Origin of the sequence: Mesorhizobium sp. M0243 (assembly GCF_040321775.1) — a bacterium.
Classification (GTDB): Bacteria; Pseudomonadota; Alphaproteobacteria; order Rhizobiales; family Rhizobiaceae; genus Mesorhizobium.
Map to the genome: position 1 here is coordinate 131,134 of NZ_JAMYSF010000009.1, position 13,174 is coordinate 144,307.

Genomic DNA, 13,174 nt, shown 5'->3' on the forward strand with positions numbered 1-13,174 from the left:
CGCGCCGCGCGACCGCTGCGCGGCCGACAGCCGCCGCACGATCACGACGCAACAGGAATAACGAATGAGGTAAAGGGTACGGTCCTGGACCGCTCAGGCCGTGATGGTCGGCGGTGCGCGCGGCTGATTGGTGCTCGCCCCGGGAACCGGAGCGGCCCCATATCCCGAAACCATCGCTCTTTGCGATGTCCGTTCGGCCCAAAGAAAAACAGCGTCGGGGACCGGAAGCGCGGGATGGCCGCCGGCGAACTTGACCAGGAGCGGACGGCCGGCACGAACTTCCAGCGCTTGCGCCTTGCCGGTGACACGCAGCAGCGCCGCCACCTCGCCCGACCGCTCGACACCGACACTGGCACCGCTTGGCGCAGACCCCGCAAAGCCTGACGCCGCCGGCAGGCCGAAGCACAGCATCGCCAGCAGCACCATGCCCATCAGGCATGAGCACGCTGCCGTCAGCGGCGCTTCAGGCCATCCGGTTTGCCTGGCCGCCGCGAAGGGACGCGATCTCGAAAACATCACCCGCCCTAACGCACCATGGCCAGAAAGGGAAGCAAACCGGGCAAAAACCGGCAAGACATCGCCCATGCGAGGCAAATATCCGGAAGCGCGCGGCCGCATCAGACAGTTCTTCCTTGAACCTTTTGCCCTCAAGTGCCAAATCTGGGGAAATTTTCACGCTGGCTCTCCTGCAGAGCCCTACCCGCTACACGGACAAAATGGTCACCTATCTCGACGCCGCCACGGCCCCGCTCAGAAATACCGGCCAGATCCGCCTCTATGGCGAGGACGGCTTTGCCGGCATGCGCAAGGCATGCGATCTCACCGCACGCTGCCTCGACGAGCTGGTGCCGATGGTCCAGCCCGGCGTCACCACCGAAGCAATAGACCGCTTCGTCTTCGAATTCGGCATGGACCACGGCGCGCTACCGGCGACGCTCAACTATCGCGGCTACACGAAATCGTCCTGCACCTCGATCAATCATGTCGTCTGCCATGGCATTCCCGACAACAAGCCGCTCAAGGATGGCGACATCGTCAACATCGACGTCACCTACATCCTCGACGGCTGGCACGGCGATTCCTCGCGCATGTATCCGGTCGGCACGATCAAGCGCGCCGCCGAGCGCCTGCTCGAAGTCACGCATGAATGCCTGATGCGCGGCATAGCGGCGGTCAGGCCCGGCGCTCGCACCGGCGCCATCGGCGCCGCCATCCAGACCTTTGCCGAAGGCGAGCGCTGCTCGGTGGTGCGCGACTTCTGCGGCCACGGCGTCGGCCAGCTTTTCCATGACGCACCGAACATCCTGCACTATGGCAGCGCCAATGAGGGCGTAGAGATGCGGCCTGGCATGATCTTCACCATCGAGCCGATGATCAATCTCGGCAGGCCGCATGTGAAGGTTCTGTCGGACGGCTGGACCGCGGTGACGCGCGACCGCTCGCTGTCGGCGCAGTACGAGCACACGATCGGCGTGACCGACACAGGGTGCGAGATTTTCACGCTGTCGCCCAAAAAGCTCGATCGCCCAGGCCTGCCGGCCTAGCGGCGCATCTACCCGGCAGGAGGCCGTCTATGCCGACTGCACGCCTGCGGCATTCGGCAGGTCGATGGTGACGACCAGTCCGCTGGGCTGGTTGTCCTCCAATTCGATCCTACCGCCGTGACCCTGGACGATGTCGGCAACGATCGACAGGCCCACACCGAAGCCATGCTTCGATGCAATACCGCGCGACGCATCTTCCTTGAAGAATGGTTCGAAAACACGGGCGCGTGCCGTCATCGGAATACCCGGCCCATCATCCCCTACCGTGATGCGCGCCGCCGTGCCGGTCGCCGTCAAGGCGACCGTGACATTGCCAGCGAATTTGACCCCGTTGTCGCAAAGATTGGCGATGGCACGCGCCAATGCATTGGGCTTGCACCAGCCCAGGAGCCGGTCCGGCCCGGAATATGAGACAGGAAATCCGACATCGGAGAATTCGGCGCAGACGGTTTGCAGAACGCTGGCAATGTCGGCGCGCTGCAGCTTCTCCGTCGAAACATCGTTGCGCAGATAGGTCAGGGTCTCGTCGATCAAGATTTCGATGTGCTGGACATCGGACAGGATTGCGGTTCGGATTGGGCCATCATCCATACGCTCGGCGCGAAGCCGCAGCCGCGTCAACGGCGTGCGCAGATCATGACTGACGCTGCGCAACATGCGCGTGCGATTTTCGATCATCGTGCGGATGCGCGTCCTCATCCTGTTCAGGGCGCGCGCCTAGCCCACCATTTCAATGGAACCGTGTTCGACGAAGAGCTGTTCGCCATTCTCGATCTCGGCCGAACCGACTGCTGCCGAGATGCGCTTCAATGGATCCGTCACGGCCCAAACCGCAAACAGCCAGATCAGCACGGGCAAGGCGACGAAAGCCATGAACCTGTAGAACGAGGCACGGACGAGGCCCGATGTCAGCCAGGAATCGGGCATGCCGAAATGGGCCAGGACGTCCTGCTGGTCCAGGTCGATGACAAACGCGTATCGGCCGCCGATCCTTAGCCAGCGTCCATCAACCGTCCCCCTGTCGATTCGCAAAAGCCATTCGACACTTCGCCATTGCAGATAGGACTGGGGAATGCCGCGTATCTGCTCCTTGGGCAATATCTCGAAATCAAAGCCGGCCCGCGTTGCTGTCGCCAGAATTGCCCCACGCGCCTCCGCCGGCGTTTCTTGCAACAAGGCAGCAACAACGGCCGCACGCCTTGCGTTATCTTCCGCGGCGGGAAGGTCGACGTTCTCCATGAAACTCTCGACGACCGAACCGACGAACATGATCACGATCACCGCGATGAAAATGATCGCCACAAACTGCCCACGCACGGACTGTGGCAAGAAACGGCGGATGAAACCCTTCATGCTTCCTCCACCGTCGCGGTGAAGATGTAGCCACCCAACCGAACGGTCCTCAAAAGCACCGGATCGCGCGCATCCTTTTCGATCTTCCTGCGGATTCGACTGATATGGACATCGACGCTACGCTCGATCGGCCCCGCGAGCCCGGCATGGGTTACGCCCAGAAGCTCCTCGCGAGAGAGAACCCGTCCTGCATTGCGACAAAACGCAAGCAACAGGTCGAATTCATGCGTCGTGGTCGTAACCCGCGCATTGTTGGGGTCATGCAATTGCCGTCGTATGGGATCGAGGCGCCAGCCGTTGAAACGAAGCACCTTCGACCAGTCCCGCTCGTCTGGAGTATAGGCTGTACGGCGCAGCAGCGCCCGTATCCTGGCCGTCAGTTCGCGCGCGCTGAACGGTTTCGTCACATAGTCGTCGGCGCCGATTTCCAGCCCGAAGATGCGGTCGATTTCCTCGCCGAGCGCGGTCAGCATCAGGATCGGAATGTTGGTTCCGGCACGAAGACGGCGGCAGATGTTGAGACCATTTTCGCCCGGCAGCATGACATCGAGCACGATGAGATCGAATTTCTGGTTGCGAAGCGCGGCATTCATCTGGACGCCGCTCTCGGCAATTTCCACGATCATGCCGTTGTCGGTGAGCGTCTCGCCCAGCATCCGTGCGATCTCAAGATCGTCTTCGACAATGAGGATGCGCGAACCTTGCCTTGCCGACCTGGATTCGGCGCTCAAATCGCTTTGGTGCCGTTGCTGTGCCATTCCGGAGTTTGTCTAGCCTGCATTTGGTGCCTGGGTAGGCGTCAGAACCGATATCCGACGAGAAGCATCCCTGAAGGCTGGATCTTTTCGACGACAACAGGACTGTCGGCAGCGTCACCCAAAAGAACACCGACCCCCGCTTCGCCGCGCACCATCCAGCTCTCGTCAAGCATATATGTGGCGGAAATCGAAAAATCGGCGTGCTTCAAACCGGCGCCGGCATCATAGCGCGCCAGCCCCGAGCGAGCCGATTGTTCGGGCGTGACGCCAAAATAGGCCTGCATGTAATTTTCGTCGGCAAAGACGGCGGACGCGCTGGCGCCGATCATCAACGATTGAGACAGAGGCCGGGTCACCTCGATCCCCACCCTGCCCTCCAGGCCATCGCTGCCGCCGATGGTCTTGTCCAGCTGCGCGAATATTTCGGCTGGACCGAACTTCGCCGCTGCCTTCGCGCCGACCGTCGCGCCCATGTCGACATCCCCCAAGCCGCGCAGATGGTCGGAGTCGTCTTCCTTGCGGCCCATCTCATAGCCAAGCCGCGCGCTGAACGCGAACGGTCCTTGTCCATAGACGGCGATGTTGGCACCTGTCGGATCGATCGTCACCGTGTCGAGGAATGTCGCCGTGACGAAAGGCACCGGCATGATCTTGAACTCATCGCTGCCCTCGTATTTGGGGACGATGATGGCCCCGCCGCCGAGCACGACATGCCAGTCGGCCAGCTTCTGTTCGAAACGCCCGAAACGGGAAGGCTCGGGCGGCAGGGTAAAATCATCGGAATTCACGGCAATGGCGTCTGCCGCCAGCGCGCCCTCCGAATGCGTCGAAAGCAGGATTGCCATGGCCGCGAGAGATGCCCGGCCGGCAAATAGTCCAGAGTCGATTTTGGCGAACATGCGCGCTCCAGTATAGCGAGGCCACGAGCCTCCGATGGCGCCAACATGTCAGGTGAAAGTGGCCGCATGCGTTAAGTGATGTTAAGTTTTGTTGCGCAATCGTGGTTTCATCTTGCCGTATAGGGAAGCCATAGACTGACAGCGGGAGCTGCCACGATCTGCCGTGGATCGTCTCGCGATCGGGGAACAGAACTGTTTCAATCCCGGCCAGAACAGTTCTAATGTCTGTGCTGGAGCAATGTAGGCGGTGTATGGGGAACACAAGCGACGACGACGAGCGGAGTTTCTTCTCCGAAGCGCCGATACGGCCTGCGGCGAAAGCCAAGGCGACGCTCGACGAAAAGCCGCATTACCTCGGCCATCGCGACCGCTTGCGCGAGCGCTTTGCCCTGGCGGGGCCGGATGCCCTGCCCGATTACGAACTTCTGGAACTTCTGCTCTTTCGCCTGATCCCTCGTGCCGACACCAAACCGGCGGCCAAGGCGCTGCTGGCACGCTTCGGCACGCTGGCCGAAGTGCTCGGGGCGCCGGTTGGCCTCCTGCAGGAAGTCAAGGGCATTGGCCCTGCGGTGGCGCTCGATCTCAAGATCGTCGCGGCAACCGCGCAGCGCATGGCGCGCGGAGAGGTGCAGAGTCGCGAAGTCCTCTCGTCCTGGACGCAGCTTCTTGCCTATTGCCGGTCGGTCATGGCCTTCGAGGCGCGCGAGCAGTTCCGCATCCTGTTCCTCGACAAGAAGAACGCGCTGATCGCCGACGAGGTTCAGCAGACAGGCACCGTCGACCATACGCCCGTCTACCCGCGCGAGGTGGTCAGGCGCGCCCTCGAACTCTCGGCCACCGCCATCATCCTGGTCCACAATCACCCGTCAGGCGACCCCACACCCTCACGAGCCGATATCGAAATGACGAAGGAGATCATCGAGGCGGGCAAGCGGCTGGGCATCGCGGTGCACGACCACATCATCATCGGGCGCAAGGGATACGCCAGCATGAAGGGCCTGTTGCTGATCTGACGGGCCGGGGGCATGCCACGACCGCCCGATCAAGCCCGGGCGATCGAATGAAGTGCAGGAAATTCGCTTGCACAATCTTTTGCCAAAAAATTTGAAAATTGTTCAATCTTGGAAAGAGGATCCCAGTATCCGCTATTTCTGGATTAATCTTCCAATCTAGAAGAATTCTCTCTTTGATTTTTAGAAGATAATTCCGTTGAGGCATCGCATTTTCGCTGCTACCGTTTTGAAACGCTTCAATTGGAACTCCGCCATTGCAACGCAAGCGCCCGACCATAGCGGATGTCGCACGAACCGCCGATGTCTCCATCGGCACGGTGTCGAACTTCATCAATGGAACGGCCAGCCTGAGGGAAGGCACGCGCGACCGCATCGAGAAGGCGGTTGCCGCGCTGATGTATCGGCCGAGCTCCTTTGCGCGCTCACTGCCGGGCCGCGCGCCACACAGGCCAAAGAACCTCGATCACCTGCCAAGACTTCTGGTCGCCGGCAGGGTGAGTGTCGACTTCCTGTGCCGCGTCGACGTGCTGCCGCATCGCGACGACCGGATCACCGCCAGCCACATCGACAAGGCGCTGGGTGGCCCCGCCGCCAATCTCGCGGTTGCCGCCGCCGGCATCGGAGCACCCTACGCGCTGGACGTTGAACTGGCGACAGCGGTTGGCCAGGATCCAGAGAGCGATTGGGCGCTCGGCGCGCTTTCGAAACTGGGTGTCCACGCCTTGCCGATCCGCAACACGCCCAACAACCGACTCTCCCAGGCGATCGTGATCATCGAGCGCAACGGCAGCCGGACGATCATCAGCGAACCGTTCGAGCTTGGCGAGGTCGACCTGACAGCCAATCTGGATATCCAGCCCGAGCAACGTCCGGCCTGCCTTCATATCGAAGGCTTTCACTACGAGACGATGACCGCCTCCATCGCGCGCTTTCATCACGCAGGCTGGAAGGTGAGCCTGCATTCGGCCGGCCTTCCCAAAAGCGCACGCACGCCGGAAACCTTCTCGCAGATGGTCAAACAGATCGATCTGACCTTCATCAACGATGTGATGATACGGGAGATCTTCGACTTTCGCAGCCGCATGGCGACGACGATCGAAGAGGTGCGGCTGATGCTGTCACGCATCAAACAACGGGGAACGGTCGTGCTCACCCTCGGCGAGTTCGGCGCCGTCGTTTTTCCGGCGAATGGCGGTCCGCAGATCGAGGTGCCGGCGCTGCCGGTCAATCGCGTCGACGCGACGGGCGCCGGCGACAGCTTTGCCGGCATCTTCCTTGCCCTTTGGCTGCATGGCGCGTCGCTGGGCGACGCCGCGCGCTACGCGGCGATCGGGGCGAGCCTGACGACAACGGTCGAAGGCGCGCAGGGTTACATCGCAGACTTTGCCACGCTGAAGGCTGCGGCCCTGGCGAACAATGCCGTGATGGCCAGTTGAAACAATGGCTTATCGACGTTTCGACCCGGCGCGGAAAACCGCATCAACCGACGAAATCAGGAGAGTATGATCATAGCGAAAACAAAAGTCCTTCTTGTCGGCGAAAGCTGGGTGAGTTCGGCGACCCACTACAAGGGGTTCGACCAGTTCGGCAGCGTCACCTTTCACCTGGGCGCAACACCCCTGGTGGACGCCTTGAAGGGCAGCGAATTCGATCTCGACTACATGCCCGCTCACGAGGCCGTCGAGAAGCTGCCTTTCACCATGGAAGGGCTGTCGCAATACAGGGCGATCATCCTGTCCGACATTGGCGCGAATTCGCTCCTGCTCCACCCCGATGTCTGGCTCCACGGCAAAACGGTTCCCAACCGGCTCAAGCTGCTGCGCGACTGGACGCTGGCCGGCGGCGGCCTGATCATGATCGGCGGCTATTTCAGCTTCCAGGGCATTGACGGCAAGGCGCGCTGGCATCGCACGGCGGTCGAGGAGGCGCTGCCGGTGACCTGCCTTCCCAACGATGACCGGCTCGAAATTCCGGAGGGCTTTCGTCCTGAGATCACTGGTTCCAGAGACCACCCGCTTTTTGCCGGCATCGAGGGCGAATGGCCGCTGCTGCTCGGTGCCAACGAGGTCATCGCCCGTGATCGCGACGATGTCGAGGTCCTGGCACGGCTGCCGCAGGACCAGGGCGGCCATCCCCTGCTGGTCACCGGGCGCCATGGCGAAGGGCGTACGCTGGTCTGGACGTCGGACATCGGTCCTCACTGGCTGCCGAACAGTTTTGTCGAATGGCCTGGCTACGCGAGGCTTTGGACCAACGTGCTGCGCTGGGTCAGCAACGCCTAGCGGTCCGCAATCGTCGGGGAACCCGTCATGACAGAGCCCTTTCTTGTCGCCAGAAACATCGCCAAGCGCTTCGGCGCTCTGACCGCGCTGGCAAATGTCGATCTGGAGATCCGCTCCGGCGAGGTGCTGGCGCTTCTCGGCGATAATGGCGCCGGCAAATCGACCTTCATCAAGATCCTGGCAGGCGCTCATCCGCCCAGTGGTGGGGAGCTTGTGATCGAGGGCAATCCGGTCGCCTTTCACTCGCCCAAGGATGCCGCGGCATCGGGGATCGCGACGATCTTTCAGGAACTGGCGCTTTCGGAGAACCTGTCGATCGCAGAAAACGTCTTTCTCGGCCGTGAATTGAAACGCTCCATTTTGGGCATTCCGTTCCTGAAGCGCAAAGAAATGCGCCAGCGCGTCGACGGCCTGCTGAAGGAGCTCGATGCTCATATTTCCGATCCAGAAGCGCCTGTTGGCAGTCTGTCGGGCGGGCAACGCCAGGCCGTCGCAATCTGCCGGGCGCTCAATCTGAATGCCAGGCTGGTCATCATGGATGAGCCGACTGCGGCCCTTGCCGTTGCCGAAACGCGCAAGGTCCTGGCGCTGACACGGCGGCTTGCCGCGCGCGGCTGTGCCGTTGTGCTCATCAGCCACAACATTTCCGAGGTCTTCGAGGTCGCCGACCGCATCGTGGTGTTCCGGCGCGGCCGCAAGGTGGCCGAACGGCTGGCTGCCGATACCGATCACGAGGAAGTCGTTTCGCTCATAACAGGCGCTCATCCCGACGTGCGGGCGCTTGAAAAAACAAACTGAAACGCACGTCATTTCCAGAGAGGTTCAAACACAATGCTTTCACAGTTCAAGAAAGTGCTCGCCGCATCCGCACTGTCACTCGCCATTGCAACCGCGGCGCATGCCGCGGACAAACACAAGGTCGCCTTCGTTCCGCAATTGATCGGCATCCCTTACTTCAACGCCATGGAAGCCGGCGGCAATCGCGCCGCCAAGGATCTCGGCGTCGATTTCATCTATTCCGGTCCCGTCGACACCAATCCGGTCGACCAGTTGCAGATCGTCCAGAACCTGATCGATCAGGGCGTCGAGGCGATCTCGGTCAGCGTCCTCGATGCCTCCAGCATCGCACCCGTGGTCGAGAGCGCCAAGGCGAAAGGCATCAAGCTGTTCACCAGTGACAGCGACGCGCCCGACAGCGGCCGCGCCGTCTATGTGGCGCAGGCGACCGACGAAGGCCTCGGCACAACCATTGTCGACGAACTCGTCAAGCGCGTCGGCGAGGACGCAACCATCGGCATCGTCTCCGGCGAGGCAACGGCGTCCAATCTCAACGCCTGGATCGGCTTCATGCAGAAGCAAGCCACCGCCAAATATCCGAAGCTGAAGCTGCTCGCGCCGCAATTCGCCGGCGGCACCGCCGAACGCGCCGCGCAAATATCAGGCGATCTGATGGCGGCCAACCCGGACATCAAGGCCATCATCGCCGTCGCCTCCTCGACATGCCCGGGCGTAGCCCAGGCCATCGAAACCGCAGGCAAGATCGGCTCGGTCATCGGTGCCGGCTATTGCAGCCCGAACACGGCACGGTCCTACCTGAAGAGCGGAGCCTTCGGCTTCACCGTGCTCTGGGATCCCGAGCAACTCGGCTATCTCACGGTCTGGGCCGGCAAACAGCTGATCGACGGCAAGAGCTTCGAAGCGGAAAACAAGGTCGCCGGCCTGGAAAAGCCAGTCACCTATGATGCCGCCAAGGGCATTTTGCTTCTCGGGCCGCCGGCTGTCTTCACCAAGGACAATGTCGACAAGTTCAACTTCTGAGCTCTGAGATGAACGTAGTGCGGCAGTTTGGAAACGGTGTCTTCTCCATGAACGGGCGGGAGTGGTCTCTGCTTGTCGCCTGTTTGCTGGCGATCGTCATCTTTTCTGTCGCATCGCCGCACTACGCGACATCAGGCAATGCAGCCACGGTCTTGCGCAACAGCGTCGAACTGCTGCTGATCGGCCTTGGCATGACCCTGCTGCTCGCCATGGGCGGCATCGATGTCTCGATCGGCATCGTCATGGGTCTGGCGGCGATCGCCATCGGGCGCGTGCTCGGCGCCGGCGGCAATCCGCTGCTGGCGCTCATTGCAGGCCCTTTGGTCGGTGCGCTGCTGGGATGCGTGACCGCCGCCGTCGTTGTCCTCGGCCGCGTTCCGGCAATTGTCGGTACACTCGGCCTGCTCGGTGTCTACCGCACCGCCGTCTTCGTACTTCTCGGAGGGCAATGGCTTTCGGGCCTGCCCTCGAGCCTTACAGATCTTCTTGCAACCAGCGTGCTCGGCGTCCCCGTCCCTGCCCTGGTGATTGCCGCTGCCTATCTGGCCGTCTGGCTGGCGCTGCGGCGAACCCCTTATGGGCTGCATCTGCTGGCGATCGGCAATTCGGAGGAAAAAGCGCGGCTTTCTGGCATCCCAGTGATCAAGATCCGCTTCACGACCTTCGTCATCAGCGGTGTGCTGACTGGCATTGCCGCCACGTTCTATGTCGCCACCTACCGCAATGTGGAGATGACGATCGGCAGCACGCTGGCGCTCGACGCCATTGCCGCGGTCATTCTTGGCGGCACCAGCATATTGGGCGGCAGATGCAGCCTGATCGGCACCGTGCTCGGCGTGCTTCTGCTTAGAATCCTGCAAAACGGTCTGCTGCTGATCGGTGTCCCCTCCCTTTGGCAGCCTGTCGTCACCGGCGTTCTCATCATCGGCGTGCTTGGCTTCGAAGCTGTTTGCAACCGATTGCCGCTCGGCAGATTTCAACGAGCCCGCGCATGAAAACGCTCCGCAACCTGCAGGGCCCGGCCCTTACCCTGGCTCTGCTCTGTATGCTTTGGCTGATCGTGATTGTCGGCCTGCTGGCGCTCAAGCCTTCTGTCTTCAATCTCGGTACCGTCACCACCATTCTTCAGTTCTCGACGATCCTTGCCCTGGTCGGCCTTGGACAAGGGTTGGTCATCATGGCCGGTGGCGCCGGCATCGACCTCTCGGTCGGCGGTGCGGTCTCGCTGTCCGCCATCGTCGCGATGCTTTGCCTCAAGCTGGGATTGCCGCCGGTCCTGCTGCCCGCCGTCTGCATCCTGGCCGGCGCGATGCTCGGTGCCTTGAACGGATGGCTGGTGAACGGGCTCGCGCTTCTCCCCTTCATCGCGACGCTCGGCACCTTCTTCGTCTATTCCGGCGCTGCACTTGCCATTACCGGCGGCGCGGCCCAAGCCGGCGTGCCCTCCTGGCTGCTTGTGTGGGGGCGCGGCGTCGTCATGGGCATTCCCCTGCCCTTTCTCACCCTTGCCATCCCCTGCTTTGCGCTAGCCGGTTTGGTGCTGCTCTCGACAGCGTGGGGGCGCTGGATCTACGCCATGGGCTTCAACGAACGCTCGGCCAGGCTGGTCGGTATTCCGGTCGATCGCGTTCGCTTGGTCCTCTACGCCTTGAGTGGCGCGCTCGCCGGCGCCGCGGGACTCGTCTCGATCGCCTGGCTCGGCAGCGGCAGGCCCAATATCGGCCAGAACCTCGAACTTGAATCGCTGACTGCCGCCATGCTCGGCGGCATCGCCATCACCGGCGGGCGCGGCGGCGTCGGCGGCGTGTTCGCGCCCGTCCTGCTGCTGGTCACGCTGAAGACCGGCCTTCTGCAATTGAACATCAACACGGTTTGGCAGGTGGGGATTGTCGGCGCCCTTCTGGTTTTTGTCCTTCTCGCCGACCGACTTTCCCAACGTTGGAGATCATGATGCCGTCCATGGAAGAGATCATTGCCGCGCGCGTCGAGGCAAGCGCTGACCGTATCGTCCAAACGCTGAGCGATCTCGTCGCCTTCCCCTCGATCGTGAAATCCGATCCAAAGGAGGCCGGCCCCGGCGAGCGTGATTGCCAGGTCTATCTGCAAAAGCGGATCGAGGCGCTAGGCTTCTCGACCGATCTATGGGACCCGGACGGCCCAGCACTCTACGAAAAATACAAGGGGCGGGCCGGCGCCAACAAAGGCAGGACGTTCGAAGGCCGGCCCAATCTCGGCGGTATCTTGAAGGGCACGGGCGGCGGTCGCTCCATCATGCTGACCGGCCATATCGATGTCGTCCCGCCCGGCGCCGCCGGGCACTGGACGACCGACCCGTTCCAGCCCGTCCTCAAGGACGGATTTCTACACGGCCGTGGTACGGTCGACATGAAAGGCGGCGTCGCCTGCATGCTGATGGCCGTCGAGATCCTGAGGGGACTCGACATTCCCCTGTCCGGAGACGTCGTCTTCACCACCGTCGTCGACGAGGAAATCGGCGGCATGGGGTCGCTGGCCATGGTCGATCGCGGCTTTCACGCCGACGCCGGCATCATGACCGAACCGACCGCGAACAGGATCGCACCGCTCTGTCACGGCATTCTGTGGGGGAAGATCATCATTGACGGCATAGGCGGGCATGCGGAGCTGACGCCCAATGCCTGGTATTCGAGCGGCCCGGTCGATGCCGTCCAGCTTTGCCGGCAGATCCTCGACGGCATCGACATCCTCAACCGGCGCTGGATGTTCGATCCCAGAAAGAACCATCCGTTGATGGACCTGCCCAACCAGATCATCGTCACCCAGATGAGCGCCGGCGAACATCCGTCCTCCATGGCAGGGCGCGGCGAGATCATCATCGACGCCCAGTATCTGCCAAGCGAGCATGACGAGTTCAAACTGGGCGGCAACGTCAAACGCGAAATCGAAGAGCACATCGCCAATGTCTGTCAGGCAGACCCATATCTGCGAAAGCACCCCGCCCGCGTCGAGTGGATCCTCGACGCCGACTGCGCCGAAATCCCGTCGGACAATCCCTTTGTCGGCGTCTTCCAGGAGGCCGTCAAAGAAGCCAATCTCTCGCCGGTCCTGAGTGGCTTTGGCGCGCACAGCGACATCGGCCTGCCGACCGGACTCGGCAACACGCCGACCGTCAATTTCGGTCCCGGCGACCCCGCGCAGGCGCATCAGCCGAACGAACGCGTTTCGGTGCGCGATCTCGTCGATTGCACCAAGGCAATTGCAATTGCCGTCGAAAAATGGTGCCGCTAGCGGGCAGACGATTGGCAGTGCGACAACGCAGCATAGGGGCCATGGCCCTTCGACAGGAGCCGCGGCTTCTGGTCATCGACCGGCGGCGGCACGCCCTCGAGTTCCCGCCATGCGGCAAGTGATCGATCTTTGCCGCACTGCAGGCATGGTTGCGCCCCTGCCTGGTGACGTCGTCGCGTTCTGACACCCGGCGAGCTTGCGCACGTGATTTGAGCTGAACGCCTGTGCAGCAAGCCGTGC

At 62.1% G+C, this 13,174-nt stretch carries 14 protein-coding genes; 9 read left to right on the plus strand and 5 right to left on the minus strand.

Going from position 1 to position 13,174, the window contains the following annotated elements; all coding sequences use genetic code 11:
* Nucleotides 1-93: 93 nt before the first annotated feature.
* Entirely contained in the window at nucleotides 94-516 is a 423-nt protein-coding gene (locus tag NKJ11_RS14715) for a hypothetical protein (RefSeq protein ID WP_023810457.1), read from the minus strand.
* 200 nt (nucleotides 517-716) lie between these two features.
* Here NKJ11_RS14715 and map point away from each other — a divergent pair, with 200 nt between their 5' ends.
* Complete coding sequence (gene map, locus NKJ11_RS14720; RefSeq protein ID WP_013532002.1) at nucleotides 717-1,544, plus strand: type I methionyl aminopeptidase; 828 nt, start codon at nucleotides 717-719, stop codon at nucleotides 1,542-1,544.
* Nucleotides 1,545-1,571: 27 nt separating this feature from the next.
* Here the strand turns inward: map and NKJ11_RS14725 are convergent, their stop codons facing one another.
* From NKJ11_RS14725 to NKJ11_RS14740, 4 genes are read right to left on the minus strand one after another with little or no spacing between them, the layout of a single operon-like run.
* The gene (locus tag NKJ11_RS14725; protein ID WP_352793647.1) at nucleotides 1,572-2,222 is read right to left on the minus strand and encodes a sensor histidine kinase; all 651 of its coding nucleotides are present in this window, start codon (nucleotides 2,220-2,222) and stop codon (nucleotides 1,572-1,574) included.
* Between the two features lie 39 nt (nucleotides 2,223-2,261).
* Nucleotides 2,262-2,897, minus strand: a complete 636-nt coding sequence (locus tag NKJ11_RS14730; protein WP_352793649.1) for a hypothetical protein — start codon at nucleotides 2,895-2,897, stop codon at nucleotides 2,262-2,264.
* The gene (locus NKJ11_RS14735) at nucleotides 2,894-3,655 is read right to left on the minus strand and encodes a response regulator (protein WP_031212976.1); all 762 of its coding nucleotides are present in this window, start codon (nucleotides 3,653-3,655) and stop codon (nucleotides 2,894-2,896) included. The genes NKJ11_RS14730 and NKJ11_RS14735 overlap by 4 nt, the downstream gene beginning before the upstream one ends.
* 41 nt (nucleotides 3,656-3,696) lie before the next feature.
* Complete coding sequence (locus NKJ11_RS14740; protein ID WP_352610657.1) at nucleotides 3,697-4,554, minus strand: MipA/OmpV family protein; 858 nt, start codon at nucleotides 4,552-4,554, stop codon at nucleotides 3,697-3,699.
* Nucleotides 4,555-4,805: 251 nt separating this feature from the next.
* On the opposite strand from NKJ11_RS14740, the gene radC reads away from it, so the two are divergent.
* The 8 genes from radC (at nucleotide 4,806) to NKJ11_RS14780 (ending at nucleotide 12,934) form a co-directional block, all read left to right on the plus strand.
* Nucleotides 4,806-5,567 (plus strand): RadC family protein, encoded by a 762-nt coding sequence (gene radC, locus NKJ11_RS14745; RefSeq protein ID WP_352793650.1) that lies wholly within the window; start codon nucleotides 4,806-4,808, stop codon nucleotides 5,565-5,567.
* A 254-nt stretch (nucleotides 5,568-5,821) separates the two neighbouring features.
* On the plus strand, nucleotides 5,822-7,003 hold the full coding sequence (locus tag NKJ11_RS14750) for a carbohydrate kinase family protein (protein WP_352610656.1): 1,182 nt from the start codon (nucleotides 5,822-5,824) through the stop codon (nucleotides 7,001-7,003).
* 66 nt (nucleotides 7,004-7,069) lie between these two features.
* The gene (locus NKJ11_RS14755; protein WP_352610654.1) at nucleotides 7,070-7,849 is read left to right on the plus strand and encodes a glutamine amidotransferase; all 780 of its coding nucleotides are present in this window, start codon (nucleotides 7,070-7,072) and stop codon (nucleotides 7,847-7,849) included.
* A gap of 27 nt (nucleotides 7,850-7,876) precedes the next feature.
* Nucleotides 7,877-8,647: an ATP-binding cassette domain-containing protein gene (locus tag NKJ11_RS14760; protein ID WP_023810449.1), complete on the plus strand. Its 771-nt coding sequence runs from the start codon at nucleotides 7,877-7,879 to the stop codon at nucleotides 8,645-8,647.
* A gap of 33 nt (nucleotides 8,648-8,680) precedes the next feature.
* On the plus strand, nucleotides 8,681-9,667 hold the full coding sequence (locus NKJ11_RS14765; RefSeq protein WP_027036878.1) for an autoinducer 2 ABC transporter substrate-binding protein: 987 nt from the start codon (nucleotides 8,681-8,683) through the stop codon (nucleotides 9,665-9,667).
* A gap of 47 nt (nucleotides 9,668-9,714) precedes the next feature.
* Complete coding sequence (locus NKJ11_RS14770; RefSeq protein WP_352555246.1) at nucleotides 9,715-10,662, plus strand: ABC transporter permease; 948 nt, start codon at nucleotides 9,715-9,717, stop codon at nucleotides 10,660-10,662.
* On the plus strand, nucleotides 10,659-11,618 hold the full coding sequence (locus tag NKJ11_RS14775) for an ABC transporter permease (RefSeq protein WP_352793651.1): 960 nt from the start codon (nucleotides 10,659-10,661) through the stop codon (nucleotides 11,616-11,618). Before NKJ11_RS14770 ends, NKJ11_RS14775 begins: the two co-directional genes overlap by 4 nt.
* Nucleotides 11,618-12,934 carry a M20 family metallopeptidase gene (locus NKJ11_RS14780; RefSeq protein ID WP_352630198.1) on the plus strand — a complete coding sequence of 439 codons (1,317 nt, stop codon included), beginning with the start codon at nucleotides 11,618-11,620 and terminating at the stop codon, nucleotides 12,932-12,934. Before NKJ11_RS14775 ends, NKJ11_RS14780 begins: the two co-directional genes overlap by 1 nt.
* Nucleotides 12,935-13,174: the final 240 nt, after the last annotated feature.

Bases quoted from the DNA above. Each gene is read 5' to 3' on its own strand.
- NKJ11_RS14715 (WP_023810457.1), bottom strand. From the start codon at position 516: ATGTTTTCGAGATCGCGTCCCTTCGCGGCGGCCAGGCAAACCGGATGG.
- map (WP_013532002.1), top strand. From the start codon at position 717: ATGGTCACCTATCTCGACGCCGCCACGGCCCCGCTCAGAAATACCGGC.
- NKJ11_RS14725 (WP_352793647.1), bottom strand. From the start codon at position 2,222: ATGATCGAAAATCGCACGCGCATGTTGCGCAGCGTCAGTCATGATCTG.
- NKJ11_RS14730 (WP_352793649.1), bottom strand. From the start codon at position 2,897: ATGAAGGGTTTCATCCGCCGTTTCTTGCCACAGTCCGTGCGTGGGCAG.
- NKJ11_RS14735 (WP_031212976.1), bottom strand. From the start codon at position 3,655: ATGGCACAGCAACGGCACCAAAGCGATTTGAGCGCCGAATCCAGGTCG.
- NKJ11_RS14740 (WP_352610657.1), bottom strand. From the start codon at position 4,554: ATGTTCGCCAAAATCGACTCTGGACTATTTGCCGGCCGGGCATCTCTC.
- radC (WP_352793650.1), top strand. From the start codon at position 4,806: ATGGGGAACACAAGCGACGACGACGAGCGGAGTTTCTTCTCCGAAGCG.
- NKJ11_RS14755 (WP_352610654.1), top strand. From the start codon at position 7,070: ATGATCATAGCGAAAACAAAAGTCCTTCTTGTCGGCGAAAGCTGGGTG.
- NKJ11_RS14760 (WP_023810449.1), top strand. From the start codon at position 7,877: ATGACAGAGCCCTTTCTTGTCGCCAGAAACATCGCCAAGCGCTTCGGC.
- NKJ11_RS14765 (WP_027036878.1), top strand. From the start codon at position 8,681: ATGCTTTCACAGTTCAAGAAAGTGCTCGCCGCATCCGCACTGTCACTC.
- NKJ11_RS14770 (WP_352555246.1), top strand. From the start codon at position 9,715: ATGAACGGGCGGGAGTGGTCTCTGCTTGTCGCCTGTTTGCTGGCGATC.
- NKJ11_RS14775 (WP_352793651.1), top strand. From the start codon at position 10,659: ATGAAAACGCTCCGCAACCTGCAGGGCCCGGCCCTTACCCTGGCTCTG.
- NKJ11_RS14780 (WP_352630198.1), top strand. From the start codon at position 11,618: ATGCCGTCCATGGAAGAGATCATTGCCGCGCGCGTCGAGGCAAGCGCT.